Annotated in this window: 26 protein-coding genes; 19 read left to right on the top strand and 7 right to left on the bottom strand. The window is 65.8% G+C overall.

Annotated features, from left to right (window positions below; translation table 11 throughout):
• Window positions 1-32: 32 nt before the first annotated feature.
• From GNK13_RS14060 to GNK13_RS14050, 3 genes are all read right to left on the bottom strand, one after another.
• Entirely contained in the window at window positions 33-758 is a 726-nt protein-coding gene (locus tag GNK13_RS14060) for a hypothetical protein (RefSeq protein WP_164103186.1), read from the bottom strand.
• Window positions 759-1,325 (bottom strand): orotate phosphoribosyltransferase, encoded by a 567-nt coding sequence (gene pyrE, locus GNK13_RS14055; protein ID WP_164103193.1) that lies wholly within the window; start codon window positions 1,323-1,325, stop codon window positions 759-761.
• A 262-nt stretch (window positions 1,326-1,587) separates the two neighbouring features.
• Window positions 1,588-2,964, bottom strand: a complete 1,377-nt coding sequence (locus GNK13_RS14050) for a LysM peptidoglycan-binding domain-containing protein (RefSeq protein ID WP_164103185.1) — start codon at window positions 2,962-2,964, stop codon at window positions 1,588-1,590.
• Window positions 2,965-3,244: 280 nt separating this feature from the next.
• On the opposite strand from GNK13_RS14050, the gene nagB reads away from it, so the two are divergent.
• From nagB to GNK13_RS14035, 3 genes are all read left to right on the top strand, one after another.
• On the top strand, window positions 3,245-4,033 hold the full coding sequence (gene nagB / locus GNK13_RS14045) for a glucosamine-6-phosphate deaminase (RefSeq protein ID WP_164103184.1): 789 nt from the start codon (window positions 3,245-3,247) through the stop codon (window positions 4,031-4,033).
• Between the two features lie 7 nt (window positions 4,034-4,040).
• Entirely contained in the window at window positions 4,041-5,012 is a 972-nt protein-coding gene (locus GNK13_RS14040) for a rhomboid family intramembrane serine protease (RefSeq protein ID WP_164103183.1), read from the top strand.
• A 213-nt stretch (window positions 5,013-5,225) separates the two neighbouring features.
• Window positions 5,226-6,668, top strand: a complete 1,443-nt coding sequence (locus GNK13_RS14035; protein ID WP_164103182.1) for an MATE family efflux transporter — start codon at window positions 5,226-5,228, stop codon at window positions 6,666-6,668.
• Window positions 6,669-6,674: 6 nt separating this feature from the next.
• Here GNK13_RS14035 and GNK13_RS14030 read toward each other — a convergent pair whose 3' ends face one another.
• Both GNK13_RS14030 and GNK13_RS14025 read right to left on the bottom strand, forming a co-directional pair.
• Window positions 6,675-7,856, bottom strand: a complete 1,182-nt coding sequence (locus GNK13_RS14030) for a S1C family serine protease (RefSeq protein ID WP_164103181.1) — start codon at window positions 7,854-7,856, stop codon at window positions 6,675-6,677.
• 278 nt (window positions 7,857-8,134) lie between these two features.
• Complete coding sequence (locus tag GNK13_RS14025; protein ID WP_164103180.1) at window positions 8,135-8,548, bottom strand: TraR/DksA family transcriptional regulator; 414 nt, start codon at window positions 8,546-8,548, stop codon at window positions 8,135-8,137.
• Between the two features lie 400 nt (window positions 8,549-8,948).
• On the opposite strand from GNK13_RS14025, the gene GNK13_RS14020 reads away from it, so the two are divergent.
• Both GNK13_RS14020 and GNK13_RS14015 read left to right on the top strand, forming a co-directional pair.
• Window positions 8,949-11,900, top strand: a complete 2,952-nt coding sequence (locus GNK13_RS14020; protein ID WP_164103179.1) for an FHA domain-containing protein — start codon at window positions 8,949-8,951, stop codon at window positions 11,898-11,900.
• 260 nt (window positions 11,901-12,160) lie between these two features.
• Window positions 12,161-12,958, top strand: a complete 798-nt coding sequence (locus GNK13_RS14015) for an SDR family NAD(P)-dependent oxidoreductase (RefSeq protein WP_164103178.1) — start codon at window positions 12,161-12,163, stop codon at window positions 12,956-12,958.
• Between the two features lie 158 nt (window positions 12,959-13,116).
• On the opposite strand, the gene GNK13_RS14010 is transcribed toward GNK13_RS14015, so the two are convergent.
• Window positions 13,117-14,262 (bottom strand): tetratricopeptide repeat protein, encoded by a 1,146-nt coding sequence (locus GNK13_RS14010; RefSeq protein WP_203329064.1) that lies wholly within the window; start codon window positions 14,260-14,262, stop codon window positions 13,117-13,119.
• Between the two features lie 495 nt (window positions 14,263-14,757).
• Window positions 14,758-15,303 carry a hypothetical protein gene (locus GNK13_RS14005; RefSeq protein WP_164103176.1) on the bottom strand — a complete coding sequence of 182 codons (546 nt, stop codon included), beginning with the start codon at window positions 15,301-15,303 and terminating at the stop codon, window positions 14,758-14,760.
• Window positions 15,304-15,607: 304 nt separating this feature from the next.
• On the opposite strand from GNK13_RS14005, the gene GNK13_RS14000 reads away from it, so the two are divergent.
• The 14 genes from GNK13_RS14000 to infA all read left to right on the top strand — a co-directional run bounded on the left by GNK13_RS14000 (window position 15,608) and on the right by infA (window position 25,772).
• Window positions 15,608-16,171, top strand: coding sequence for a DUF2062 domain-containing protein (locus tag GNK13_RS14000; protein WP_164103175.1), 564 nt, complete (start codon window positions 15,608-15,610; stop codon window positions 16,169-16,171).
• A 292-nt stretch (window positions 16,172-16,463) separates the two neighbouring features.
• Complete coding sequence (locus GNK13_RS13995; protein WP_164103174.1) at window positions 16,464-17,252, top strand: DeoR/GlpR family DNA-binding transcription regulator; 789 nt, start codon at window positions 16,464-16,466, stop codon at window positions 17,250-17,252.
• 17 nt (window positions 17,253-17,269) lie between these two features.
• Entirely contained in the window at window positions 17,270-18,070 is an 801-nt protein-coding gene (pduL, locus tag GNK13_RS13990) for a phosphate propanoyltransferase (protein ID WP_164103173.1), read from the top strand.
• Window positions 18,071-18,115: 45 nt separating this feature from the next.
• Window positions 18,116-18,397 carry a BMC domain-containing protein gene (locus GNK13_RS13985; RefSeq protein ID WP_164103172.1) on the top strand — a complete coding sequence of 94 codons (282 nt, stop codon included), beginning with the start codon at window positions 18,116-18,118 and terminating at the stop codon, window positions 18,395-18,397.
• A 188-nt stretch (window positions 18,398-18,585) separates the two neighbouring features.
• Window positions 18,586-18,855: a BMC domain-containing protein gene (locus GNK13_RS13980; RefSeq protein WP_164103192.1), complete on the top strand. Its 270-nt coding sequence runs from the start codon at window positions 18,586-18,588 to the stop codon at window positions 18,853-18,855.
• A 70-nt stretch (window positions 18,856-18,925) separates the two neighbouring features.
• On the top strand, window positions 18,926-20,110 hold the full coding sequence (locus GNK13_RS13975; protein WP_164103171.1) for an acetate/propionate family kinase: 1,185 nt from the start codon (window positions 18,926-18,928) through the stop codon (window positions 20,108-20,110).
• A 59-nt stretch (window positions 20,111-20,169) separates the two neighbouring features.
• Window positions 20,170-20,481: a EutN/CcmL family microcompartment protein gene (locus tag GNK13_RS13970; RefSeq protein WP_164103170.1), complete on the top strand. Its 312-nt coding sequence runs from the start codon at window positions 20,170-20,172 to the stop codon at window positions 20,479-20,481.
• An 11-nt stretch (window positions 20,482-20,492) separates the two neighbouring features.
• A complete protein-coding gene (locus tag GNK13_RS13965) occupies window positions 20,493-22,025 on the top strand; it encodes an aldehyde dehydrogenase family protein (protein ID WP_164103169.1) in 1,533 nt (510 codons plus the stop codon).
• A 61-nt stretch (window positions 22,026-22,086) separates the two neighbouring features.
• Entirely contained in the window at window positions 22,087-22,344 is a 258-nt protein-coding gene (locus GNK13_RS13960; protein ID WP_164103168.1) for a EutN/CcmL family microcompartment protein, read from the top strand.
• Window positions 22,341-23,177, top strand: a complete 837-nt coding sequence (locus tag GNK13_RS13955) for a hypothetical protein (RefSeq protein ID WP_164103167.1) — start codon at window positions 22,341-22,343, stop codon at window positions 23,175-23,177. The genes GNK13_RS13960 and GNK13_RS13955 overlap by 4 nt, the downstream gene beginning before the upstream one ends.
• Window positions 23,174-23,473 (top strand): EutN/CcmL family microcompartment protein, encoded by a 300-nt coding sequence (locus GNK13_RS13950; RefSeq protein WP_164103166.1) that lies wholly within the window; start codon window positions 23,174-23,176, stop codon window positions 23,471-23,473. Before GNK13_RS13955 ends, GNK13_RS13950 begins: the two co-directional genes overlap by 4 nt.
• On the top strand, window positions 23,457-24,404 hold the full coding sequence (locus GNK13_RS13945) for a class II aldolase/adducin family protein (RefSeq protein ID WP_164103165.1): 948 nt from the start codon (window positions 23,457-23,459) through the stop codon (window positions 24,402-24,404). Before GNK13_RS13950 ends, GNK13_RS13945 begins: the two co-directional genes overlap by 17 nt.
• Window positions 24,405-24,463: 59 nt before the next feature.
• Complete coding sequence (locus GNK13_RS13940) at window positions 24,464-25,399, top strand: lactate/malate dehydrogenase family protein (protein WP_164103164.1); 936 nt, start codon at window positions 24,464-24,466, stop codon at window positions 25,397-25,399.
• A 151-nt stretch (window positions 25,400-25,550) separates the two neighbouring features.
• Window positions 25,551-25,772 carry a translation initiation factor IF-1 gene (gene infA / locus GNK13_RS13935; RefSeq protein WP_164103163.1) on the top strand — a complete coding sequence of 74 codons (222 nt, stop codon included), beginning with the start codon at window positions 25,551-25,553 and terminating at the stop codon, window positions 25,770-25,772.
• Window positions 25,773-25,954: the final 182 nt, after the last annotated feature.

Raw genomic sequence — 25,954 nt, 5'->3', positions numbered from 1 at the left:
GGAGGGTGATAGGGGGCCTTCGTCCGTCCTGTTCAGGCCGCTTGCGTGCGGGTTCGCTTGGCTTTTCGCGGTTTGCTGAATTTGGGCGGGAGCGGGACCGCGTAGAGATTCGCGTTGCCGCGGCGGCCGGCTTGTTCGATCGCCCCGATCTGGCGGAGCACGTAGGTGATCCGCTGCGAAACGCTGCGGTTGCAGCCGAGCTGGGCGGAGAGTTCCGCGGTGTCGAACGGGCGGGGCAGCGCGTCGGCCTGGACCAGCCGCAGCAGGTCGGCCGACGTGGCGAAGCTCTCGGTGCTGAGGATCTCGCTGAGCACGATGTCCTTCACCTGGTGCTTGGGCTTGTACCGCCGCCAGCGCCGCGACGGGGCCGGCGGCAGCCGCCATTCTTCGACGCTGACCAGCGGGACTTCGATCACCAGGTTGGGGTGCGGGAAGACGCGGGTCAGATAGACCAGTTCGTCGAACAGGTCGAGCGTCGCACCACGCTTGGGGCTCAGCCGCCGGCTGAGGACTGGTCCATCGGGTTTCTGTTGGCGGATGATTCGCCGCCGGGCGACGATCGGTTTGACGACCCGCACCTGCTCGCTCTGAACCAGGTCGGAAATCTTTCCGCGGATCGCCGACAGCGAGGCGAATTGGATCTCGATCAATTCACCGCCGCTGACCGCATCGATCCGGTACTGGCCGAGCCGGACTTCGGTCGCCGTTTCGGATTCGGCGTAGTGGCTCTTGAGTTCTCGGTGCAGCGAGGTTTCCACTCAGGCGTCCGGCTGGAGACCAAAGTCTCGGATCGTGAGCAACGTTTGCAGCTGCAGCCCCTCGGCCGCGAACGCCTCGCTGCCGCCGGCCAAGCGATCGATGATGGCGACGACGCCGCGGACTTCCAAGCCGAACGCGCGGGCCGCGCGAATGGCTTGGATGGCGCTGCCGCCGCTGGTGATCACATCTTCGACGATCACGACCGAATCGCCCGCTTTGACAGGCCCTTCGACTTGTCGGCCGCCGCCATGTCCCTTGGGTTCCTTGCGGACCATGAAGCCGCGCATCGATCCGCCGCGGAGGCCTTCATGGGTCACGATCGCCGCGGTGATCGGATCGGCACCGATCGCCATCCCGCCGACCGCATCGATCTTGTCGCTCATCGCGTCGATCCGCTCGAGCATCCCGGCAGCGATCAAGTTCGCTCCCTGCGGATGCAGCGTGACCAGCCGGCAGTCGAGGTAGTACGAAGCGGTCTTGCCGCTGGCCAGCGTGAACGTGCCGGTCTGCAGCGCTTCACGGCGGATCAGTTCGATCAGAGCGTCGCGGTCGTAGGGAGTCGTCATCGGGATCGTGTTTTGCGGATTGCGAATAGGTTCGTTTAACGGCAAGCCGTTCGTTTTCCGGTGCTCGCAGTATCAGCCGCCACGCGCTTGCGTCCGGTTCTCTCGGCGCTTTCGGGAACCGGGGGCTAGCGCCCGGCGGCTGATGAAGCTTTCGGGAACCGGGGGCTAGCGCCCGGCGGCTGATGAAGAATCCGGGCCCGCTCTCCCCGAGGAGAGGGTGACGGATTGGGATCGGCTAATTCGCCGGGGATTCAAGCAGAGCCTAGCGGATGATCGAGACCGCCGAGCCTTTGGACAAGATGCCATAGACGTCGCGGGCGTCGGCCGTCCGCAGCTGGATGCAGCCTTGCGGTTCGCCGCTGCCGGTTTCCGGCGAGCCGTGAATGCAGAGCTGTCCGCCGAGGTCTAACCACATTTGCCCGTAAGGATTGCGGGGATCGCCGGCCGGAATGTTGCCGCCGGTCAGCGGGTAATAGGTGCGGGCGGTTTGTTTGTCCTTGACGGTGTACGTCCCAGGCTCCGGCAGCGGATCGTTGCCGAGGCCGATCGGGAAGCGTCCGGCATAGAGTTCACCCAAGAATAGGGTCAGCTCCGAGCGATCGAGGCTGACCTCGGCGCGGAACGGGCCCCGCATGATCTTCAACTCTTGACCAGGGACGATCGCCGCCGGGTCTTGGACTTGATTGATGTTCGCCAGCAGCTGCCAGGGAACTTCGTACGTCTCGGCGATCGACTGCAACGTATCCCCTTCGCGGACACGGTAGGGCTGCTCGAGCAGGTGCCGCGTCGAGTAAATCACTTCGCCCGCGAGCATATCGAGCCGGGCCTGCAGCGGCTCGCGGTCAGAGGCCTGCAGATCGGGATCGTTGTAGAACAGGCTGAGGGTCGTCAGGGCTTCGCGAAGTTGATCGTTTTCCCACTGGCGGTCGGCCGTGGCGATCGCGTTGACCAGTCCCGGGTGGGGGCTGCCGCTCGCGTTGCCCGTACCGGCCGCGTCGCGAGCAGCGCTGGCATCGTCCCCAGCGTCGGCTTCCTCGGAGGCCTCGAGCGTGGAGCTCCCGCTAGCGGCGATGCTCGGTGCGGGCGAAGCGGACTCCGGGGATCCCCCGGCCAAGCTCAAGTCAAAATCGCCGAACGCGGTCGAGGGATAATTCTGGTTGGGGTCGGCCGAAACTGAGCCGGTCGAGGGATCGGGTTTGGGAAGCGATTGAGGAGCGGTCGCGGCTAAGTCCGGATTGGAACCCCGGGAGGAGGCGGAGTCGCTCGGGCTCGCAGACGCCGCTGGCTTTGATCGCGGTCCGGCGGCGACCGAGCCGGGCTGGTCGCTCAGCCGAGCCGAAGCCGCACCCCCGGCGGCGAAGGGGAAACCGATGCCGCTCGGGCCGGCCGATGGATCTTGGCCGGGAGCGGCCGAGTCTCCGCTGGAGGCCATTCCGCTATCGAAGTCAGCGGCGAAGTCGACGGGGGTTCCCGAGTCGATCTCCCCCATGCCGATTTCGCCCAGATCGAGGCTGTCGCCTTCGACGAGGCTTGCCACTTCAGCGGGCAACTCGGGCGTGGGGGCGGTCAAGGCGACGTAGGCGCTGTACGTCACCGTCAATAGCAGCACTACGACGATCGCAGTTTTCAGCGTTTGCACGTTCGTCCTCCCTGACGCACGGCCCGACTTGCAGATGCTCTGGTGCCGCCGCGGGACATCCTCCGCGGCGTACTGCGGACGCTACTCAAGTGGCCCGAATCGATGCAAGAGCGGTTTGCTGCTGGGGCGACGCTCGCTCTTGCCCCCCCCCTCGTAGCTGCCACTCGACCCATGAGCGACGGCCCCTCGTACCCGACGCCTCGTTTGCTACGCTGGACCGCTGGGAATTTTGGCGGCGAATGGGACCTTTGGCGGCTACTGGGCGGAAGCGAGAGAAACTGTGCGGGTGATCATTGAGGCGGATGCAGCGGCGGCTGCGGCGACGGCTGCGGATTTCATTGCCGCGTTGGTGCGACGCAAACCGGATGCGGTGCTGGGGCTGGCCACCGGCGGAACGCCCGTCAGCTGCTATCAATTGCTGATCGAGATGCACCGCCAGGAGGGTTTGGACTTCGGCCAAGTGCGGACGTTCAACCTCGACGAGTACGTGGGGCTGCCGGCGACGCATCCGCAGAGCTACCACCGCTTCATGCAGGAGCAGTTGTTCGACCACGTCAATCTGCAGCCCGAGCGGTGCCAGTTGCCCGACGGCGTTGCGGACGATTTGCCCGCCGCTTGTGCGGCGTACGAAGCGGCGATCCGCGAGGCGGGAGGGATCGACCTGCAGCTACTGGGGATCGGGACCGACGGCCACATCGCCTTCAATGAACCGGGCTCGTCGCTGGCCGGTCGGACGCGGGTCAAGCACCTGACGGCGGAGACGATCCGCGATAACGCGAGGTTTTTCGGCGACGAGGCTTCGGTCCCCCGGTTGGCCGTCACGATGGGCGTCGGAACGATCCTCGAAGCCCGCTGCTGCTTGTTGTTGGCGACCGGGGCGCATAAAGCCGAAGCGGTCCGCGCGGCGGTCGAAGGGCCAGTCTCCGCATCGATTACCGCCTCGGCACTGCAGCTGCATCCGGACGTCGTGATGGTGCTCGACGAAGCGGCCGCCGGTGAGTTGCAGCGGAGCGAGTATTACAAAATGGCCGAAGCGGCCGAGCGAACGCGGTCTGCCGCGGCGGAGTAGACGAGTTATGCGACGGATTGGCGGAAACCTGACACGCGAGCAAGCCGAGCGGTTCGGCGATTACTTGCTGACGCGCGACATCCACGTGGTCACCGAACCCGGGGCCGACGACTCCTACGAGGTGTGGGCTAAGGAGGAGGACCAGCTCGGCGTCGCTCGCGAAGAGCTGGCCCAGTTCCGCAGCGATCCCGAGGCGGCTCGCTACCGCGTCGATCGCCAAGCCAAAGAGCTGCGTCGCCGCCAAGAAAAAGAGCAGCGGGAAAAGCTCAAGCTGCAGCAGCCCTTCAAGCCGCGGCGGGTCCCCACGGCCCATGGCGGCTCGACCTCGTTGGTCGTCGGTCTGGTGATCGCCTGCGCGGCGGCTTCGCTGCTCACGAACTTTGGCGACGTCAGCCCGGCGCAAGTCGCGCGGGCCGAAGGAGGCATCCCGTTCTCGATCAAGCTGTTCAGCAAGTTGACGTTGGTCCCGGTGCTCGAGGATCCGGCGGAGGTTGCCCCCAGCGAAGCGATGCGTCCGTTGGCGGGGATTTTGCAGGGGGAGGTCTGGCGGCTGGTGACCCCGCTGTTTCTGCACGGCAGCGTGATGCACCTGCTGTTCAACGCGATCATGCTGTATCAGCTCGGGCGGATCGTCGAGGTGTTCCGCGGACCGTGGTTCATGCTGGCGCTGTTCTTGATCGGCGGGATCGTGGGGATGTTCGCGCAGGCCTACACCCCGGTCTCGCTGGGCGGCTCGACGCTGGTCATCGGAGCCTCCGGCGGTGTGTTGGCGCTATTCACGTACCTTTGGCTGCGGCCGATGGTCGAGCCGACGCTGCCGTTTCGCATCCCGGCGTTCAACGTGGCCTTTGTGCTCGGCTTTGTCGTTCTCTGCATGATCCCTGGATTCATGCCCCACGTGGCCAACATCGCGCACCTCGGCGGGATCGCGGTGGGAGCCGTAGCGGCCGCCGGGGCGCTGGAGTTCCTCCGCCGCTGAGGATTCCCCGGCCGCTGAGAATTCCCCGGCCGCTGAGAATTCAAGCGCCAGCGGGCGAACCTACCCGTAGCAACGCCGCTCAGTATTCGTTTACCGGCAAGCCGCATGAGGAACCGGACGCTAGCGCGTGGCGGCGGATGTGACAAGAAGGGTACTGCGGCTGCGTGATGGCTGCCCCGATGGGGAGGGCGAGAGAGGTTCGAGGGTAGTTGCATGGAAGTCGTCCGACTGAGTCCCGATCCGGCGTCCGCTTCGGTTCCTGCGTGGCCTCGGGGTCCCGGGGGCGTGGGGGAAGTGTTTCGCGTGGCGGTGCCGTTGATGATCAGCACCGGCTGTTTGTCGGCGGTGCTGTTCGCCGACCGGACGCTGCTGCTGTGGTACGACGGAGCGTCGATGAGCGCCGCGATGGCGGCCGGCAATTTCTTTTGGGCGCTGATCTGCCTGCCGATCGGGATCGCCTCGATGACCGGAGCGTTCGTCGCCCAGTACGTCGGCGGTGGGCAACCGGAGCGGGTGGGACGCTTGCTCTGGCAAGCGGTGTGGATGAGCCTGACGACGATCCCGCTGTTCGGTTTGGCCGCGCTGTATGCCCGCGAGCTGTTTGTCTGGACCGGCCAAGCGCCGGCTCTGCTCGAGCTGGAAACGGTCTACATGCAGACGTTGATGGTCGGCGCTCTCGGGGGAGTGCTGGAGACGGCGCTGAGCGGATTCTTCAGCGGCACGCATCGCACGATGACGGTGATGTGGATCAACATCGCGGCGGCCGTGCTGAATCTGGTGCTCGACATCCCGCTGATTTTTGGCTGGGGGGTGATCCCCAGTCTCGGAATCGTCGGCGCGGGCTGGGCCAGCGTGATCAGTTTTTGGTTCAAAGCGTTGGCCTACCTCGTGCTGATGGCTGGGCCGCGGTTTCAGGAGGTTTACCAGCTTCGCAGCGGCTTTCGGCCCGACCGGCGGCTGATGCGGCGGTTGCTGTTTTACGGTCTGCCGGCGGGGCTGCAGTCGGTCGCTGAAGCGGGAGCCTTCACGGTGATCATTCTGCAGATCGGCCAGCTCGGGAATCTGCCGCTGCAAGCGACCACGATGGCGATCAATTTCAACATGATCGCGTTCGTGCCGCTGATCGGCGTCTCGATCGCGGCCTCGGTGTTGGTCGGCCAGCATCTGCCGCGCTCCGGGCCGCGATTCGCGGTGCGGGCGGCGCTGACGTCGCTCTCGATCGCGCTGCTCTATTCCTGCGGCTGGGCGGTGCTCTACCTGGGAGCGCCACAGTGGCTGCTGTCGCTGTACCGGCAGGGGCTCGCAGTCACCGAGGGAGAGGTGCTCTCACCGGCCGGAGAGGAAACCGATCAAGCGATCGCGCTGGCCGTCATCCTGCTCCGCTTCGTCGCCACCTACGTCGTCTTCGACAGCATCCAACTCGTGCTCGCCGGAGTGCTCCGCGGGGCGGGCGACACCTGGTTCGTGCTGCTCGCCACGGTCGTCGCCTCCTCGGCGGCGCTCGGCCTGGGGTTGGCATTGGAGCCCGAAAGCGGGCGGTTGATGTTCTGGTGGTGGGTCGTCACCGGTTGGGTCTGGTCGTTGGCCGCGCTGATGACCGGCCGTTTTCTGCAAGGTCGCTGGAAGACGATTCGCCTGGTCGGAGCGGAGCACTAAGCCCGCTCAGCCGGGGTAGGGAATGACCGTCACGGTGGTCTGATAGAGGCTGCCGCCGCGGTAGAGGATGACTTCGACCGCTTTGCCGACCGCCGTCAGTCCGACGCGGGTGACCAGGTGGTCGTCGTTGTCGATGCGGACCCCGTCGAACTGGGTGATCACGTCCCCTTTGGCGATTCCCGCCTCGGCCGCTGGCGAGTGGGCGTTGACGGCTTTGACCAGCGCGCCGCCGGAACGCGGCAGCCCGAGCTGCAGGGCGTCGCCCGGTTCAAAATCGGGGTCGAGCGTGACACCCAGGTAGGCGCGGCGGACATGCCCGTACTCGACCAGCTGGTCGACGACTTGCATCACCATGTTGATCGGGATCGCGAACCCGATCCCCTCGCTGCCGCCGCTGCTGCTGGCGATCGCCGTGTTGAGCGCGATCACTTCGCCGCGGAGATTCAGCAGCGGGCCGCCGCTGTTCCCGGGATTGATCGCCGCGTCGGTCTGAAAAAAGTCCTGCAGCTCGATCCGCTCTTCTCCGAGCGTCAGGTCGCGACGCCCGGTGGCGCTGATGATCCCGAACGTCACCGAGTGGCTCAGCCCAAACGGGCTGCCGACGGCGAGCACGAAATCGCCGACCGTGACCGTGTCGCTGTCGCCGATCCGAGTCGCGCCGAGTTGGGGATCGGGGACGCTCAGAATCGCCACGTCGGTGCTCGGATCGGCCAACACCTGGGACGGCACCAGGACTCGACCATCTCCGAGCCGCAACGAGATTTCCGACGGCTCGGCCCCCGCGACGACGTGCCGATTGGTCAGGACCCAAGTCGATTGGCCGTGCGTGATCAGGACTCCCGAGCCGGCCTCATCGAACGCTTCGCTCCGCCCTTGGCTACGCTCCACCTTGCTCGCTTCGACGTGCACGACTCGCGGCCGCACGAGCCGAGCCACTTGGCGGACGACGTTGCTGATCCGCTCGAGCGACGCGACTTCGGTCGCCAGCGCCTCGTACAGCTCGTCCTCCGCCGCACGCTGATCGTCCGACAGCCGCGGATCGCCCGCTTCGGCCCCCGCGGCCGGTTCGAGAGTGACGAGCGACGGTGGCTGGCTCTGCCCGAGCACCGGTTCGGCTCGAGCAGCGAAGGCGGTGAGAAGGAGGCCGCCGAGCAAGGCCAACCGCAGTCGAGCAGGAACGGGGGTCATGAGCAAATTCTCGAACTATCGAATCGAAACGCTCGCGGCGATCGCGAGCCGCTCGCTCACCACCTGCATCGGCAGCCCTGCGGACGCGGCTTGCCCTCGCTCTGGCCAGGTATCCATCGTTGCTGCATTCGTCAGGACCGGCAACGAAAAAACGCCAGCCCCGTCGGTCACGGCGCAGCAAAAAACGCTGCCGCGCATCGCACAGCAGCGTTTCTCGTTCCGCAGATGTCATTGCCCAGCAGCGCTTCGACCACGAGCCGCCAGCGGGGCGAGGGGGATCAGACCGAATCGATCTCGGCGTTGTCGAAGACGCGGTTCCAGGTGGGCAGACCGAGCACCGGACTGCGGCTCTCGCTCTTCCGCTTGCATTCGATGCACTCGGTCGCGTAGGGGATCGCCTGCAGTCGTTTCAGCGGAATCGGCTTTTCGCAGTCTTCGCACTGGCCGAACGTGCCTTGGCGGAGCCGCTCGAGGGCCTCCTCGATCTGCGTCAGCTCGCGGCTCTCGACCTCCAGCAACTGGCTGTTCAGCTCGTCCTGGGCGGTGTCGACCGCGGCATCGAGCATGTCGCCCGGGCCCTGGTCGCGAAGTTCCTGCAACGAGCTCAGGTCGCCCGCCATCGCCTTGCGCATGGCGTCGCGGCGAAGGACGAGCACATCTCGCAGCTTCGCCAGGGCATCTTTGCGTCCCATGATGATATTCCCTTGGTTTTATCGCTAACCGCTGCCAGTGCGGAAAATGGTTTATCCGTGGAGTCCGCGGTGGAGTCCGGCGTGGAGTCCGCGGGGGCTGGGGATCCGTCGCCGAGCCCCGCCTGCTCGCAACTATAGTACGCCGTCGGCAGCGCGACCGGTTCGCTGTCAAGGGGTCTTTTTTTGCACGCCCGGGCCGGATCGCTAAACCCTGGCAGCGAAGCGAGTTACGCGGTCTCGAGGAGCTCTCGGTGGAGAGAAATTTTGATCGTTATCAATCGGACAGTTTGCCGTCCGCCGAGGAACGGCCCCGCCGCCGCGGCGAAGCGACTTCAGTAAATCTGGAACGTTTTCGGTTTTGACGGGCCTCTGACCCCCGGGCTGGCCGATAACGCCCAGGATGCTGTCTCCATACGATCGTCGCTCCAAAGGGATTCCATCGGTGATCTCCCAGCCAACCGAAGCGCCGCAGGCCGACTCCTCCAAGGCGAAGCTCTCCGGAACCAGCTCCGCCGAGTCGCTCGCTGCCAGCTCGACCGCCGGGCGCAGCGAGGTCCGCCAGCCGACCGAACCGGCCGTGGAATTTCGGGTCGCCCGCCCGGGCATGCCGCTCCGCCGGCTGCGGCTGCAAGGAGCTCGCTACACCTTTGGCAGCGGACCCGAAGCGTCGATCCGGCTGGACGATTCGACGCTGCAAGGGATCCACGCCGTGCTGACCCGCGACGGCGGACACCTGACCCTCCGCTCGCCCGCCACGCCGATCGCCGTCAACGGCAACCCGCGGAGCAGCACGCGTCTGGTCGCCGGCGACCGGTTTCAGCTGGGCCAGTTCGCGTTCGAGCTCGTCGCGAGCGGCCCCCCTGCAGCGGCGACCCCGCCCGAGCCCGCAAGCGCTAACGAAGCTCCGCCAGCCCGAGCAGCGACGACGCGCCCGGTCCGCCGGCGGTTGTCCTTTGCCGCCCCCTCGCCCCCGCCCGCTGCCCCGTCGCCCCCGTCTGCAGCTCTGCCCGCTGCCCCGTCTGCCGCTCTGCCCGCTGCCCCGTCTGCAGCTCTGCCGGAGGAGATTCCGGTCGAAGGCCAAGCGGCGGTGCATCGAGCGATTCTGGCCAACGAACGGCGGTGGCAAGAGCGGAATAAACGCCAACTCTCCCGACACCGGCGCCGTCAAGCGGAGCAGCGGAAACAGATCGAAACGCTGTTGGCCGCCCAGGCCGAAGCGGAGCGGCGGGCCGGTGACTCCGAGCAGGCGGTGTTGGAAGTCCGCCAGCAGATGGCCGAACTGGCCGAACAGGTCGCAGCCCTCCGCCAGACCGCTGGACCCGAACTGGAACAGCGGCTCGAGGAGCACAACAGCGCAGCGGCCGTGGCGACGCAGAAGCACGACGCGTTGCTCGACTCCCTGCGGGAGCGGCTCGATGCGGTCCAGGAGCTGGTCGACGGCGTGCAGCGGGAGTCGAGCGAGCTTCGCGAGCAGACGGTTTCGGTTCGCGAAGACCAGCGGGAAGTTCTTTCCAATGCCGAGCTGCTGGAGAAGATGATCCTGCGGTTGAGCGAAAGCCGCGACATGGATCGCGCCGGTCAGTCGCTCGAGTTGAACGAGATCCGCGAGAACTTCCGCCAACTCTCCTTGAAGCTGAGCCATACCAGCGGTCAGCTGAACGAGACGCAGGAAAACAGCCAGTCGCTGACCGCCGAAGTCAGCGAGCTCCGCTCCTCTCTGCTGGAAATGCAGTCCGACACCCAGCGGTTCGCCACGATCGAACAGATCGACGCGGTCGAAGACCAACTCCGGCTCGCCGGCGCCCGCCTCAGCGAACTCTCGGCCGACTACGATTCGCAAGCCCAGCAGCTCCGTCAAGAGTGTGAGCTGCTGAAGCAGCGGCTCGAAGATTTCGAACAGGCAGCCGCCGAAAAATTTGCCGCACTCGAGCGGGCAGAGCTCGAGCGGGCAGAGCTCGAGCGGGCCGGTTTCGAACGCCAGCCTGCGGCCAAATTCGAGCACGAGCACGAGCACGAGCACGAGCTGAGCCAGGAGCACGAGCACGAGCACGAGCACGAGCACGAGCTGAGCCAGGAGCAGGAGCAGGAGCAGGAGCTGAGCCAGGGGCAGCACGGGGAGGGGGCGTTCGCGGAATCGCTGCCCGATGCCGAAGGGGAGGCGGAAGCGGCGCCGCCGGTGTGGAGCTTTGTGGCTCCCGAGCCGGCGGTCGATGCGGAGGAAGCGGATGAAGCCTTCGGGGCGACCGCGCTGTGGGCACCGCCGCGCGATGCGGCGGAGGTCGACGCGGAATCGGAGGTGACGGCCGAGGGGGAGTCGCGCGGAGCGTCGGCCTGGGAGCAGCTGTCGAGTGGTCCGTCGCTGGATGGGCAGACGATGGCCTGGACCGCCCCTGCGAATCGCGACTTCGACGCGGAAAGCGATCCGTCGGTCGACGATGAAGCGGCTTCGCTCGACGAGCCTGCGGCGGCGGCGGGACCGCGCTCGGCGGCGGAAGTCTTGGCCAGCATGGGGATGGCCTACGGCGATGACGAGGAAGAGGAAGTCGACGAGGCTCGCTCAGCCGTGGGCCAGTCCGCAGAGCACGGCGAGCGCATTGCCGAGGGAGCGGCGGAGCCGGTCTCCGAGCGGGATTTGTCGGACACCGATCCCGCCTCCGCGCTCGATCCGCCGGACGAGGACTCGATCGAAGCCTACATGAACCGGCTGTTGCAGCGGGTGCAGGGGGGCTCGAGCAGCGCCCGCACAACCGCTGCTTCGGCGGCAGCCGAGGTGACGGCTGTCGCGGCGACCACCCACATGGTGGAGCCCAGCGGTCACCGGGCGGCGGGAGGGGGGGAGTCGACGCCAGCGACCACCCACGGTGCCGCCCCCGAGTCGGTTCCCGCGGCGACGGCCTCCTCGGTCCCCGGAAGTGCCTCGGGAGGGGAGCCCACGTCCTATCTTCCCCGCTCGCAGGCTCCAGAGCGGACGAGCAATCTGGCGGCGATGCGGGAGCTGGCGAACGATTCGGCCCGCACGGCGATCGCCCACAGTGTGCGGAAGCGGATGGTGCACCAGCAGTTGACCAAATTCGCCCTGGCCGGTCTCGCGGTGTTGGGGGGCGGAGCGATCATGTTCGCCAGCGAGTTCAGCATGGACCACTGGTTGCTCGCCGCCTGCTGTTGCTTCTGCTTGGCGATCTTCTTTGTGATCGAGGGGCTGCAGATTCGCCGCAACCTGCAGAGCTCAATCGCTGCCCCCGAGCCGGTCGTCCTCAAGCCGTCCGGCTCGGAGACTGAGCCCAGCGAAGAGCCGACCGCGCTAGCCGCGGGTGCTGCACGAGCAGAGGAGAGCCCGGAGGAGCGAGGCTAGGCACTGTCAGAACGTTCTCTTCTATCATTACCCTCCCCCCGGGAGGGTCGGGCTCTCAGGCCTGGGGAGGGCCCGCTGAATCTCGCCACGTGAAGGCTCTCCGTCGCGCAACGCCCTCCCCGCTCGTTCCTCGCGACCCTCCCGGGGGGAGGGTGTCGGTTAGCGCCAGCCGCGCAACGGTGGATCGCGAGCCGCGCTGCTAGCTTTTATACTCTTGGCCCAATTGGCATCTTTGTTTGTCTGGGCAGGAGAGCGGGCGGATGACGGGACCACTGAAGGGAAAGCGGGCGCTGATCACCGGCGCGTCGCTGGGCATTGGGCGCGGAACGGCGATCGAGCTGGCTCGAGCTGGGGCCGACGTGGCGATCAACTATCGCAGCCACGCCGACGAGGCCGAGAGTGTCCGTGAGGAATGCGAGCGGCTCGGCGGCAAGGCGGTGACGCTGCAAGCCGATATGGGCGATCGCCAGCAAGCCGAGGAGATCGTCGGCCGCGCGGCCGCAGCCCTCGGCGGCCTCGATATCGTCGTCTCCAATGCCGTCTACAGCGATCGGCAGTTGTTCTACGAGGCCGATCTCGACGAGTTCCACAAGACGCTCGACGTCACCATGTGGGGCGCGTTTTATCTCACCCGCGCTGCCGCCCTCGAGATGATCCAGGGAGGCTCCGGAGGAAACATCGTCGTGATCAGCTCGCCGCATGCGGTGATGGCGATTCCCGGATCGATGGCCTACAACATGGCCAAGGCCGCGATCGATCAAATGGCTCGGACCGCCGCGGTCGAGCTCGCCGAACATCGGATTCGCGTCAACATCATCCACCCGGGCTGGATCGATACGCCCGGGGAGCGGAAGTTCTTCAGCGAAGAGACGCTGCGCGAGCAAGGTTCGAAGCTTCCCTGGGGACGGCTCGGCCGCCCCGAAGAAATCGGTCGCGGCGTGGCCTTCCTCTGCGACCCGAGCAACGAATACATCACCGGCAGCACGCTCACGATCGATGGCGGGATCCAGCTCCCCTGGCGCGAAATGTACCGCATCCGCGAAAAGCCGGATCAGTGAAGACTGAGGCCTCGTATCCGTACTCGTATCCGTACTCGTACTCGTACTCGTACTCGTACTCAGCGCAGCGGTACTCGTACTCGTACTCGAAGTCACGGAACGACACACTGAACCCGCAATCGGATCGAGTACCGCTTCGCTGAGTACGTGTGGCCTTGCTACTTCGCGTCGGTGGTGTGGGAAGCGGGCTGGTTCGCCGCCGGGGTGGCGAGCCCGGGCGGAAGCTGAAACAGCGAGCCGCTGGCGGGCTGGACCTCGGCGTCGCTCGCTGCGGGCTTGGCGGCCGCCGGTGCTGGGGCGGCTTTGGCAGCAGCCAGGGGATTGGCGGTGATCGGCGCCGCTGAAGACGTTGCTGGCGCTGTCGCCGTTGCCGGCGGAGTGTTGCTGCTCAGCTTGGCGGTCACGCCGGAAGCGGTATCGCGGACTTCCGTGGCGATTGCCCCGGCATCGGCGCCGAGCTGAGCGACCGCGGTTGCCGATTCGCGGGCAGCGCCGTAGAGCTGTGGCAAGGACTGGGCGATCTGAGTCGCCGGACCCCCGAGCTTGTCGAACAGTTCCTTCGATCGCTCGAACGCCTGCTGCGAGGCGGGGTCGCCGCCGTCGGCCTGCGGTCCCATGGCGAGGACTTTGCCGAGTTCCTGGAGGGCCTGGCTGGTCTTTTGGTTGCTGTAGTAGAGGTAGGCCATGTTGTAGTGGGCGACCGCCGGCTTGTTGCTCTTCATCAGCTCGGTCCGCGCTTCCTCCTCGCGCCCGGCGGTGAACAGGATCGCGGCGTGGCTGTTGGAGTAACGGGAAGTGCTTGGGGCGATCGCCAGCGCCTTGCCGACCGCCGCGAGGGCCTCCTCGTGCCGGCCTTGTTTGGACAGCGCCAAGCCCATGTCGTGGTACAGCGAGGCTTCGGAGGGAGCCGCTTGGATCGCTCGCTCAAAATACTCGATCGCCTGGTCGAAGCGATTCTGGCGGGCGTTCAGCCGCGCGATGCTGGCCAGGGCGGCTGCATTCTCGGGGTGTTTTTCCAGAGCTTTGGCGTAGTTCTCCATCGCCCGTTCAAAGTTGCCGGTCGTCTCCCACAGCTGGCCGTTGGCGATGAACACCTCGGGGCCGACCGAGGTGGGGCGGTTTTGCAGGAGCAGCGGATCGTTGGCGGCGATCTTCTGGCCTTCGTCCGTCTCGCTCGTGGGGGTTCCGCCAAACAGCTCGGCAAGCGACTGGCGGCTCTTGTCGTAGGCGCTCTTGATCGCCATGCCCATCGAGCTGGCTTGGCCCTGCGTGCCTTGCACGAGCCCCGACGCACTGGAGGTCATGCCTCCGGCTGAACTGAGCCCCCCGGCGGCCGGTGCCGTCGGCTGCGATTCGCCCGCAGTCGCAAAGGGATTCAGCGACCCGAGCGAGGTTGAGCCAGAGGCGCAGCCGGTCGCGGAGATCAGAAGCCCCGCCAGTGCGAGGCGGCGAACGTGACGCGATGAGTGCGGCGGACGAGCTTTGGACACGGACGAACCCCCCAAACTTGCAGTTAAACGCAGCGACCGCAGGCGGCCGCCACTGTTGAACGAGAACGGCGCACGCTTGGCCTGCGCGGTTCCGGTGGTAGGGGTCGAATCGGTCGTTCCGCCGCGAGCGCTCCAGTTGTTCCCGGAAAAAAAGTCGCCTTCCGATAGTCGCCTTTCGCGGATAAATCAGCCGCCGGGCACTAGCCCGGATTATTCATCAGCCGCCGGGCGCTAGCCCCCGGTTTCTGAAGAACGCCGTGACAACCGGACGCTAGCGCGTGGCGGCTGATTTTTGGTTCGGCCGGGGCGTCAGGGGGTTCCGCCGGAGCCGGCGGTCTCGTCGGGCAGCCGCGGGGCGGGCAACGATTGCAACCAAGCTCGATTGACGGCCGTGGCCAGTTCTCCCGAGCCGGTCGCCGGGGCGCGGTGGGTGACGTAGATCTCCGGGGCGGCTCCCTCGAAGTGCATGCGGGCCATCGCCGCCCGCACCGAGGCCACGCGCGCTTCGGTCTCCGTCGGCGTCGCTCCGCAGACCACGATCACTTCGCGGAATTCCGGCGGGACGCGGTGCACGATGTTCGCCAAATGCTGCTGGCCAGCGACCGTCAGCACGCCGTCGCCACCGCGAAACAGCTCGTGGCTGATCGTGTTGTGCAGCCGCCAGCCGTTCATCTTCTGCACGTCGAAGGGGGCTCGCGTCTGGGCCGCCGCCATCTCGCTGAACGGATGCGGCCAGGCGTTATTGCGGTGGTAGCCGACGTGGACTCCGTGCCAAAAGGAATCCCAGTCAGCCGCGGCTGGCGAGACCGAAGCGGCGGCCAACAAACCGGCGCAGGCGAGACGTTTCCATGCCATGGGAGGCGATCCTTGCAACGACGTGGAGCAACACCGAGTCCGCTGGGTTGACCGCGGGCCCTTGGCGTTGGTCATCGGTCGCTGTGGCCGCTCCCCCGCGAACCTTTTTGCCCGTGCGGCGGCGAGTTCCTCGATTTTCTCAGGCAAACCCGAAATAATCGGTAGAGTCGGCCCGCTCGAGGTCCACCGCGGGGAGCGATATTTTGGACTGGATGAAGCCCGCGCCAGATCCGAACATGATGCGGGCCGCGGCGGGGCTGGGACCGCTCGAGCTCGCTGATCCTTTGGCTGAATCGAACACAAGATGAAGTTTATCCGCCGCGGTTTTCGGCGCCGCTATCGCAAGGTCCGCCGATTCGTCGTCCGCCATCTGCTCCACGCGGACGATCCCCCGCACCGGTTGGCGATGGGCGTGGCGATTGGGCTATTCTGGACCTTCACGCCCTTCCTCGGCGCCCAGATGCTGCTGGTCGTCGCCTGCGCCTGGTTGTTTCGCGCGAACAAAGTCGTCGGCTTGCCGCTGGTCTGGATCAGCAATCCTGCGACCTTCGTCCCCATCTTCTATCCCTGCTACTGCGTCGGCCGCTGGATGCTCGGTTGGCCGAGCGTTGGGCGGCAGTGGTGGAGCGAATTGGCGGTTCCTCCGGGCGAAGGCTGGGAGGTGACCGAATTCTACTGGGGGAAGGTGATGGAGATTTTCACGCCGTTGATGGTCGGGAGCGTGATGGTCGCCTCCCCGATCGCCGCGGTCGGCTACGTCGTCACCCGCGAATTCGTGATCCGCTATCGGGCCGCCCGGACCTATGCGATCGCCCGCCGGGCCGAGCGGAGGCGGGAAACGGCGACGGAACCCGACTCGCACGGCTGAGAATCGGCGCGGCTGAGAATCGGCGCGGCTGAGAATCGGCACGATCGCTTTTTTTGGCGCGGGTTCGCCGGTGGAGCTCCCTGCACCCTCGGCTTTGCCCCCTCGGCGCCCCAATCTTTGGGGTAAACTTTGCCGGTCAGGGTGACTGGGGGCATGTCCCCGGGCCGCCAAGTAGAATGGGCGCTCTAGGTGGAATTTAGGGTGAAACCCTGGAGTGAGTGATTGAAATCCGACGACGATTGTCCATAATCTGTCAAAGTGTGAAAGATATTGGTCAATCCGAGCGTGTTTAGTGGCAAGTGGCACTTCCAGCGAGCAGCGGCGGCAGGAACTGCGGCTGTTGATTCAGTCGCAGAGCTTCGCCTCGCTCAGCGATCTGGCAGCTCGGCTGGGGGTCAGCGACTCGACGGTCCGCCGCGACCTGGACTACCTCGAGGAGCAAGGCGAGGCGAAGCGGACGCATGGCGGAGTGGTCTGGACCGGCTCGGCGACGAGCATGCGGATCTTTGCCGGCCGTCAGGATTCGCTTTGGGGGCGGAAGTTGGCGATCGCCCGCCGCGCGGCCGAGCGGATCGCCGACAACGAAACGATTCTGCTCGACGGGGGCAGCACGACTTATGAACTAGCGCGAAATTTGTTGGGCCGGCCGCTGCAGGTGGTGACCAACAGTCTGCCGGTGGCGAATCTGTTCGCCGCCTGCGACTCGGTCGACCTGATCATGCTCGGCGGCTACATCCACGTGCGCACCGGGGTTTCGCTGGGGCCGTTTACGAATCAGTTGCTCGAGCAGATCCACGTCCGCCGCGCGGCTTTATCGATCGCCGGGGCGGACAGCCAAGGCTACTACAACAGCAACCTGCTGCTGGTCGAGACCGAGCAGGCGATGATCCGCGCCTCGAGCGAGGTGATGATCGTCGCCGACAGCAGCAAATTTGGGCACGCCAGTTTGTCGCGTTTGTGCAGCCTCGGCGAAGCCCAGACGGTCGTCACCGACGAGGCCCTCGACAGCGCGTGGCAGCGGCGGCTCCGCGACGCTGGGGTCGAATTAATCATCGCCGAATTACCCGCTTCCGACTCTTGAGAGCTGCAGCGAATTCCATGGCTCATCCAGCCTCCCCCGCCCCTTCCGAGCCCGCACAGATCGAGCCCGCACAGATCGAGCCCGCACAGATCGAGGCGCTGGTCCGCGACGCGGTCCGGCGGCTCGCCGTCGGCGGCCACGCCGTTCATTCGGCCGCAGCCGGAGGCCACTCGGCCGCTGCCTCGCGGCAATCGCCGCGGGCGGAGGCTGCGGACAAACCGAATCTGGTGGTCAGCATTTCGGCTCGCCACTGCCACTTGACCGACGAGCACGTCGAGATCCTGTTCGGCCCTGGGGCGACGCTGACTCCCGAAAAGCCGCTCTACCAGGACGGATTTTTTGCCGCGGCCCAGACCGTGATGGTCGTCGGTCCGCGGCGGCGGATGTTGCCGAGCGTCCGCGTCCTCGGACCGACCCGTTCGCACAGCCAAGTCGAACTGGCGCTGACCGATTCGATCTCCTTGGGGATCGACGCCCCGGTCCGGCACAGCGGCGACATCGCCGGCACGCCGGGCTGCGTGCTGGTCGGTCCAGCCGGCACGGTGCAGTTGCAGCAAGGGGTGATTCGGGCTGCCCGGCACGTGCATATCAACCACCGCGACTGCAAGTACTATGGCGTCGAGAACGGCGACCTGATGCGGTTGAAGGTCACCAGCCCCGGCTGCTCGCTCGTGTTCGAAGACGTGCTCGTGCGGGCTGACGACGCGGCGAAGCTCGAGGTTCACATCGATACCGACGAAGGCAACGCCTGCAATCTCGACGCGGCCACGGCGATCGAGCTCGAGCCGCAGCGGTCGGATTGTCGCTGCAAGCATTGATTCCTCCCTCGTTCTGTTTTCCACCCAACCCGGTAAAAGCTACCCATGAATGACGCACTTGGAATGATCGAAACCCGCGGCTTCGTCGCCTTGGTCGAAGCGGCCGACGCGATGATGAAAGCCGCCAACGTCCAGTACCTCGGCTGGGACAAAGTCGGCAACGGCTTGGTGAGCATTTTTGTCGCCGGCGATGTCGCGGCGGTCAAAGCGGCCACCGATGCCGGGGCGGCGGCTGCCGGCCGGATCGGCGAAGTCGTCAGCGTGCAGGTCATCCCCCGCCCGCACGCCGACCTCGGCAAAGTCTTGAACGTCGCCAGCAAGGGCTAGACCGCTCGCGGCGGATCACCCCTCCTTCCTTTTGCGCTCACGGCATCCCGATGGCGAAGAAATCGGCGGAGAAAAAATTCGCGGCCAAGCAAGCCGCGGCACTCCAAGCGGCCGCACCACCGGCGGCGGCGGATCTCTCGCCCGCTCCCAATTCAAAACCTCTCTCACTGCATAGCACGAGTCACACGATGAACCAAGCAATCGGTCTGATTGAAACCAAGGGCTTGCTCGCTCTGATCGAAGCCACCGACGCGATGGCCAAGGCGGCCAACGTCGAGATCGTCAAACGCATCGACATCGGCGGCGGGCTGGTGACGACGGTCGTCAGCGGCGACGTCGGCAGCGTGCGAGCGGCGGTCGAAGCCGGCGCCGCGACGGCCGCTCAGGTCGGCGAGCTGGTCAGCAGCCACGTGCTGCCCCGCCCGGCGGAAGGCCTCCGCGATTCGCTGCTCGCCTAGGACAAAGCGAGCGTTCCCCGCACGCCCCTTTCCGCTCCCCCTCTTTCGCTCAACCACGGCTGGCTAAGCAATGCGGATTCTCGTCGCCAATCTGGGATCGACCAGTTTCAAGTACCGGTTGTTGGACATGTCCGACGAGCGGACGCTTGCTCGTGGAGGCATCGAACGGATCGGTGCCGCCGAGAGTCGCTCGGTCGCGGAGATCGGCTCGTGGCGGGAGGATCGGACGCGGCAGGTGCCCGATCACGGAGTGGCGGTGCGAGTCTGTCTCGAGCAGCTGACCGATCCGGAGCATGGCTGCTTGGCCTCGCCGGCGGAAGTCTCGGCGATCGGCTTCAAGGCGGTCCACGGGGGACGCAAATCGGGAGTCTTTCGCGTCGACGCCGAGTTGCTCGCGGCGATGGAAGAGATGAACACGGTCGCTCCGGCGCACAACCCGGCCTATGTGGCTGCGATGCGGACCTTGGCCGCTCAGGTCCAGGACATTCCGCTCGTCGCCGCCTTCGAAACGGACTTTCACCGGACGGCTCCCGAAGCGATGCGGCAGTACGCGATTCCGCGGGAGTGGGCGGACGCACTGAGCATCCGCAAGTGGGGATTCCATGGGGCCAGCCACCGCTATATCGCCACTCGCTGCGGCGAACTGCTGGGCAGCGGGGCTCGCCGGATCATCTCCTGCCACCTCGGCGGGAGCAGCAGCGTGTGCGGGATCCGCGACGGGCGAAGCCTGGGGACCTCGCTCGGGATGAGCCCCCAGACGGGTCTTCCGCAGAACAACCGTGTCGGCGACTTCGATCCGTTTGCCCTCCCCTCGATCCTCGCCCACACCGGGCTGTCGCTCGAGGAAGTGCTCGGCAAGCTGGCCACCGAAGGCGGGCTGCTCGGGCTGAGCGGTTACAGCGGCGATATCCGCGACATCGAAAGCCGGGCCGCCGATGGGGACTCGCAGTGCCAACTCGCGCTCGACACCTACGTCGCCGAAGTCCGCCGCTACATCGGCGGCTACTTGGTGGCTCTCGGCGGTTGCGACGCGCTCGTGTTCACCGGCGGCATCGGGGAGAACGGACGGTCGATTCGAGCGAGCGTTTGCCGCGACCTCGAGGAGCTGGGGATCGTGCTCGACGGGACCAAAAACGGTTCGGCTTCCGGCGAAGCGGCCCTGCATGCCGAGGGGAGCCGGACGCAGATCTGGACGCTGCCGACCAACGAAGAATTGATTGTCGCCCGGCAGTGCGTGGAGCTGCTCGGTTCCTGAAACGCATTTTGTTCGCCCGCACCTCCTGTTCGCCCGCACCTCCTAGCACCCCCTCCCCCATGTTCGTCGCACGTGTCACCGGATCGGTCGTCAGCACGCAGAAGGTCGGCACGATGACCGGCCATAAGCTGCTGATCGTCGAGCCCTATCGCTTGGACGCCGCGAACCGGGACCAGTTAGTCACCACCGGACGCACTTTTGTCACCGTCGACACGCTCGGCGCGGGGATCGACGACATGGTTCTGGTCGTCCAGGGGAGCAGCGCCCGGCTGACTCCCGAGACCAAGGATCTGCCGATCGACGCCATGATCATCGGGATCGTCGATACCGTTTCGATCGACCGCCAAAAAGTTTACAGCCGCCAAGATTGACGAACCGTCTCATGCAATACGACGAAAACCTAATCCGCAATGTCATTGCCGAAGTCCTTGCTCAGGTCGGCAACCCGCCGCCGGTCCACGGCACCTCGGCCGCCATGCATCGCCCGCAAGCGACGGTTCCCGGTCACAAAGCGGCTGGCAGCCATACCACCGGCAGCCACGGCGGACGGAATGGCAAAAAATCGTTTCATGGTCGCCACGGGGTCTTCACCGATGCCGAAGAGGCGATCGCGGCGGCTCGGCAAGCGTTCGAAGAGCTTCGCGAGCGAAGCAAAGAAGATCGTCGCCGGGTGATCGATATCATCCGCCGGATCTCGATCGACCAGTGCGAAGAATTGGGGCTGATGGAGATGCAGGAGACGGGGGTCGGCCGTCCCGAGCACAAGATCGAAAAGCTCAAAGCGCTCGGCGAGATGACTCCCGGCGTCGAGTTCCTCGAGACCCAAGCGTTCAGCGGTGACCATGGGTTGGCGATCGTCGAGCGGGCTCCGTTCGGCGTGATCGGCGCGATCACGCCGGTGACCCACAGCTTGCCGACGATTACCGGCAACGCGATCAACATGATCGCGGGCGGCAACACGGTCGTCGTCAACCCGCACCCCTCCGGCAAGAAAGTCGCCGCCGAAGGAGTCCGCCGCTTCAACCAGGCGATCGATCGCGAGCTGGGGCTCGACAACCTGATCTGTGTCGTCAGCGAGCCGACGCTCGATTCGGCCGACACGATTTTCCATCACCGCGACGTGGCGCTGATCTGCGTCACCGGAGGACCCGCGGTGGCCCGTGCGGCGCTGCTCAGCGGCAAGCGCGCGATCGTCGCCGGACCGGGCAATCCGCCGGTCGTGGTCGACGAAACGGCCGACCTCGATCGCGCGGCTCGCTCGATCATTCGCGGGGCTGCCTATGACAACAATCTGCTGTGTATCTCCGAGAAAGAAGTCTTTGTCGTCGACAGCGTCTTCGATGCGATGATGGAGGCGATGGAGCGGGCCGGAGCGGTGCGGCTCTCCGCCTCGCAGATCGCTGCCTTGACGTCTAAAGCGATCATCCAGGTCGGCGACGATAAGCACGACGCCGCGAATAAGGACTACATCGGCCAGGACGCTTGGAAGCTGGCCGAAGCGGCGGGCGTGAAGGTCGACCGGCGAGTGGAGTTGATCTTTGGGGAAACCCCGGAGGATCACCCCTTTGTTTCGGTCGAGCAAATGATGCCGTTCCTTCCCTTCGTCCGCGCCCGCTGCGTCGATCACGCGATCGAGCTGGCGCAGAAGTACGAACATGGGTTCCGGCACACCGCGATCATTCACTCTCGCGACGTCCGCAACATGACCAAGATGGCCCGCACGCTCGATACGACGTTGTTCGTCAAGAACGGTCCCTGCATGGCTTCGCTCGGACTCGGCGGCGAAGGCTACATCTCGTTCTCGATCGCCGGCCCGACTGGCGAGGGCGTCACCAGCCCGGCCACGTTCACCCGCGAACGCCGCTGCAGCATGATTGATGACCTGAACGTCGTCGGCGGCACGGCGGAGTACTGAGTACTGAGTATTGAGTACTGAGTACGGATTCTTCCCGGCTTCCTCTTTTTGCACTCGCTTCATGCAACCGGCTTTGGTCCTCGGAACGACGCGCGCCACCGTCAAGCATCCCAGCTTGGTCGGCCAGCGGCTGTTGGTTGTGCAGCCGATCGGCGTCGACCGCCAGAGCGACGGCGAGCCGTTGATCGTGATCGACCACTTTGGAGCTTCTCCGGGCGATTCGGTGATCCTGACCAGCGACAGCGAGCATACCCGCAGCCTCGTCGGCGACCGCCGCACCCCGGTCCGCTGGAGCACCGTGGGGGTGATCGACCGATGACCCCCACTCCCACCGGCCAAGCCATTCCCGCCATGCGCCCCCAGTCCAGCCTCGCCGGGGCGGAACTCGAAGCGGCGATCGGTCGCCTGGTTCGCGAAGCGCTCCGCGAGCAACTCGGTCCCAACCACTCCGCCAGCCACATCGCCAGCCACATCGCCAGTCACCCGCCAGCCGATCGCCCGTCGGACAGCTCGGCGGCTGCGCGGATGGCCGAGTCGGTGATTTCGCTGCGGACGTTGGAGGGGCTCGGCGAGGAAGTCAAGCGACTCGAGCTCGCACCCCGCGCGGTGGTGACTCCCGCAGCCGCCGATCAGCTCCGCCACCGGGGAATCGAAGTCGTCCGCGGCGCGGCAGTGTGCTCGCAATCCGCGGCATCGCAGCCGCTGCAGTATCAATCTGTGAGCGCGGGGGCCGCGGCGACGACCACTCTCTGCTGGATCGCCGATGCCAATCACGCCGAGCGGACCGCGGCTTACGTCCGGCAGCTGGCCAGTCGCGGACTCTCGGTCGCCAGCGTCGCTTCGCTGCCGCGCTCTGCCGCCGAGGTACCGCCGGGAATTGGGGTCGTGATCAGCGACTTGCCGGCGCTCCAGGTCGACCATTTTGCCCGCCAGCTTTCGATCCCCTCGGCCGCGGTCACGGGAATCGCGGACGTGGGACGGATCGCCGCGGCGTTTGTGCCGCGGATCTGGGTGCTCGACGCCGAGCGGCTGTCGTTCAGCGGCCGCGTGGCGGTGGCCGCCGAATGCGTGCGGCTCGCCCAGACAACAAAGGCTGAGGGGGCATCAATAACTGACGCGGCATCGGCTGCCGAGAGGAGGCGACCGCGATGAAGATTGCCAAAGTCATCGGCACGGTGACGCTCTCCCGCGCCCATCCCTCGATGCAGGGCATTCCGCTCCGCGCGGTCGAGATCTTGGCCGACTTGAGCGGTCGCGACGAAGCGGTCTATGGCGGGGAGACGGTGATCGCCTGCGATCTGCTCGGCTCGGGCGTCGGCGACCGCGTCGCCTTGGCTGAAGGCCCCGAGTCGGCTCAACCTTTCTATCCCGAAATCAAACCTATCGACGCCAACACGGCGGCTATCCTCGATTCGATTGACATCCGAAGCCATGCAGAACATCCATAAAATCAAGCAAGACATTTGCGACATTGGACGTCGCATCTACGATCGCCAATTCGCCGCCGCCAACGATGGCAACATCACGGTGCGGGTGGGCGAGAACGAGGTCCTCTGCACGCCGACGATGCACTGCAAGGGTTTTCTCAAACCCGACGACATCGCGTTGGTCGACATGACCGGCAAGCAGATCTCGGGACGCAAGAAGCGGTCGAGCGAGGCGCTGCTGCACCTGGAGATCTATCGCCAGCGGCCCGACATCCGCAGCGTCGTCCACTGCCACCCGCCGCACGCGACTGCCTTTGCCATCGCCCGCGAAGCGATCCCGCAGTGCGTTTTGCCGGAGGTCGAAGTGTTCCTCGGCGACGTGCCGATCACCAAGTACGAAACGCCCGGCGGCCAAGCCTTTGCCGACACGATCATTCCCTTCGTCGACAAATCCAACGTGATCATCTTGGCGAACCACGGCACGGTCAGCTACGGCGAGAACGTCGAGCGGGCCTACTGGTGGACCGAGATCCTCGACTCCTACTGCCGAATGCTGATGCTCGCTCGGCAGCTGGGGCACGTTCAGTATCTGGACGAGGGGAAGACGCGGGAGCTGCTGGAGCTGAAGGACAAATGGGGTTTCGCCGATCCGCGGAACACCGACGAGTACAAGAACTGCGACGTCTGCGCGAACGATATCTTCCGCGATTCGTGGCAGGCCTCGGGAGTCCAGCGGCGGGCGTTCCCGCGGCCTGCAAGCAGCGGCGGGAGTCCCGCGGCGGGAAGCCAGCCGGCAGGAAACCAGCCGGCGGGAAGCCAGCCGGCAGGCAACCAGCCGGCAGGCAACCAACCGGCAGGCAACGCGGCTGCGGCGGGCGATGGCCAGATCGACGAGGAGCAGTTGGTCAAGCTGATCACCGGCGAAGTGATGCGTCAGCTGGGCGTTTCCTGAGCCGCTCTTTCCAGCGGATCCCACCCATCACCGTGAACCGAACATCGAGGTAGGCAGACATGAAAATTTCCATCATTGGCGGCGGCGGCCTGGTTGGCTCCTGCGCCGCGTACGCGCTGCAGTGCGGCGGGATCTTCAGCGAGATTGCGCTGCTCGACGTGAACCAGGAGCTGGCGGTCGGTCAGGCGCTGGACCTCCAGCACGGCGGACCGAGCGTCGCCGATCAGCGGATCGTGGGCGGGGGCTACGAGCACATCGCCAGCTCCGACATCGTCTGCATCACGGCCGGACTGCGTCGCAAGCCGGACGAGTCGCGGCTCGATTTGATCAACCGCAACACCGACCTGTTCGTCTCGATCCTCAACGATGTCCAGCGGGGCGGGCTCCGCCGCGACGCGATCGTGCTGGTCGTCTCGAACCCGGTCGACATCCTGACTTACGTGGCCGCCGATCGGCTGGGGTTGCCCAGCGAGCAGGTGCTGGGGCTCGGCACCCAGCTCGATACGATCCGCTTCTGCAGTCTGATCGCCGAGCGGATGCAGGCGCCGCCGACGCAGACGCGGGCACTGATCCTCGGCGAGCACGGCGATTCGATGGTCCCGATCTGGAGCAGTGCGACGATTGGCGGGCTGCCGCTCGACAAATTCCCGGGCTGGAATCCCTCGCTCGCTGGCGAGTTGTTCACCCGCACGCGAGGCAGCGGTGCGGAGGTCATCAAGCGGAAAGGGGGCGCCGGGTTTGCCGTGGGGATCGCCATCCGCGACGTGGTGGAAGCGATCGCCCTGGACCGCCGCAGCGTGCTGCCGGTCAGCACCGTCCAGTCGGGCTGCTATGGGATCCGCGACGTCGCCCTCTCGGTTCCCACGGTCGTTGGCCGCCAAGGGGCGGTCGACCGCTTGGAAATCGACCTCTGGCCGAAGGAAGTGCAAGGGCTGCGGGCCAGCGGCGGCGCGCTGCAAAAGACGCTCGCCACCGTCCTGCAACGCGTCGGCTAGAGGCGACGGCAGGATATTTCGTCCTTTGGGGGGAATCGTTGCTGGACGTTCTCCGGGGAAGCGGTATAAAAGCTGCTGCGATAATTTAGTTTCATCCCCGGCGTCGACTCCGGTCGGTGCCCCAAGTTTGGTTTCTTCGCGGCAAAGGTTTATGGGAAAGAAGGAAGATGCTTTCGAGATCGAAGGCACGGTGACGCAGGCATTGGCCAATACCCGCTTTCGTGTGCAATTGGAAACGGGCAATGAAGTACTCGCGCACGTCGCAGGACGGATGCGGAAGCACTTCATTCGCATTGTTCCGGGCGACAAGGTCCGCGTGGAACTCTCCCCGTACGATTTGACCAAGGGTCGGATCACGTATCGCGAGCGGTAAAGGCGCTTCTTCTGTGGGAGGCTTTCTCTTCTGCCTCCCCCGCCTGGCGGATTTCTTCGCCGCTGCTAAAACCTTTGCGGCGAAGCCCTGCGGAAAGTCGCTGCAGAGCCGTCGCTCAAAAAAAGTCGCAGCCAAACGCAGCCACTGGCTCACGCTGTGCAGGGGCGATATGTCCGGACTTT

This window comes from Candidatus Laterigemmans baculatus (genome assembly GCF_010367455.1).
Classification (GTDB): Bacteria; Planctomycetota; Planctomycetia; order Pirellulales; family Pirellulaceae; genus Laterigemmans; species Laterigemmans baculatus.
Note: the sequence above shows the minus strand (reverse complement) of the source record. Positions and strands in the feature narration are given on the sequence as shown.

What these genes read in the sequence shown, in the direction of transcription:
- GNK13_RS13955 (WP_164103167.1), top strand. Translation starts at nt 22,341, where the DNA reads ATGACCCCCACTCCCACCGGCCAAGCCATTCCCGCCATGCGCCCCCAG.
- GNK13_RS14025 (WP_164103180.1), bottom strand. Translation starts at nt 8,548, where the DNA reads ATGGGACGCAAAGATGCCCTGGCGAAGCTGCGAGATGTGCTCGTCCTT.
- GNK13_RS13965 (WP_164103169.1), top strand. Translation starts at nt 20,493, where the DNA reads ATGCAATACGACGAAAACCTAATCCGCAATGTCATTGCCGAAGTCCTT.
- GNK13_RS14030 (WP_164103181.1), bottom strand. Translation starts at nt 7,856, where the DNA reads ATGACCCCCGTTCCTGCTCGACTGCGGTTGGCCTTGCTCGGCGGCCTC.
- GNK13_RS14035 (WP_164103182.1), top strand. Translation starts at nt 5,226, where the DNA reads ATGGAAGTCGTCCGACTGAGTCCCGATCCGGCGTCCGCTTCGGTTCCT.
- GNK13_RS13960 (WP_164103168.1), top strand. Translation starts at nt 22,087, where the DNA reads ATGCAACCGGCTTTGGTCCTCGGAACGACGCGCGCCACCGTCAAGCAT.
- infA (WP_164103163.1), top strand. Translation starts at nt 25,551, where the DNA reads ATGGGAAAGAAGGAAGATGCTTTCGAGATCGAAGGCACGGTGACGCAG.
- GNK13_RS14020 (WP_164103179.1), top strand. Translation starts at nt 8,949, where the DNA reads ATGCTGTCTCCATACGATCGTCGCTCCAAAGGGATTCCATCGGTGATC.
- GNK13_RS14005 (WP_164103176.1), bottom strand. Translation starts at nt 15,303, where the DNA reads ATGGCATGGAAACGTCTCGCCTGCGCCGGTTTGTTGGCCGCCGCTTCG.
- GNK13_RS14000 (WP_164103175.1), top strand. Translation starts at nt 15,608, where the DNA reads ATGAAGTTTATCCGCCGCGGTTTTCGGCGCCGCTATCGCAAGGTCCGC.
- GNK13_RS13980 (WP_164103192.1), top strand. Translation starts at nt 18,586, where the DNA reads ATGAACCAAGCAATCGGTCTGATTGAAACCAAGGGCTTGCTCGCTCTG.
- GNK13_RS14015 (WP_164103178.1), top strand. Translation starts at nt 12,161, where the DNA reads ATGACGGGACCACTGAAGGGAAAGCGGGCGCTGATCACCGGCGCGTCG.
- GNK13_RS13940 (WP_164103164.1), top strand. Translation starts at nt 24,464, where the DNA reads ATGAAAATTTCCATCATTGGCGGCGGCGGCCTGGTTGGCTCCTGCGCC.
- pyrE (WP_164103193.1), bottom strand. Translation starts at nt 1,325, where the DNA reads ATGACGACTCCCTACGACCGCGACGCTCTGATCGAACTGATCCGCCGT.
- GNK13_RS14040 (WP_164103183.1), top strand. Translation starts at nt 4,041, where the DNA reads ATGCGACGGATTGGCGGAAACCTGACACGCGAGCAAGCCGAGCGGTTC.
- GNK13_RS13945 (WP_164103165.1), top strand. Translation starts at nt 23,457, where the DNA reads ATGCAGAACATCCATAAAATCAAGCAAGACATTTGCGACATTGGACGT.
- GNK13_RS14010 (WP_203329064.1), bottom strand. Translation starts at nt 14,262, where the DNA reads ATGACCTCCAGTGCGTCGGGGCTCGTGCAAGGCACGCAGGGCCAAGCC.
- pduL (WP_164103173.1), top strand. Translation starts at nt 17,270, where the DNA reads ATGGCTCATCCAGCCTCCCCCGCCCCTTCCGAGCCCGCACAGATCGAG.
- GNK13_RS13975 (WP_164103171.1), top strand. Translation starts at nt 18,926, where the DNA reads ATGCGGATTCTCGTCGCCAATCTGGGATCGACCAGTTTCAAGTACCGG.
- GNK13_RS13985 (WP_164103172.1), top strand. Translation starts at nt 18,116, where the DNA reads ATGAATGACGCACTTGGAATGATCGAAACCCGCGGCTTCGTCGCCTTG.
- GNK13_RS13970 (WP_164103170.1), top strand. Translation starts at nt 20,170, where the DNA reads ATGTTCGTCGCACGTGTCACCGGATCGGTCGTCAGCACGCAGAAGGTC.
- GNK13_RS13950 (WP_164103166.1), top strand. Translation starts at nt 23,174, where the DNA reads ATGAAGATTGCCAAAGTCATCGGCACGGTGACGCTCTCCCGCGCCCAT.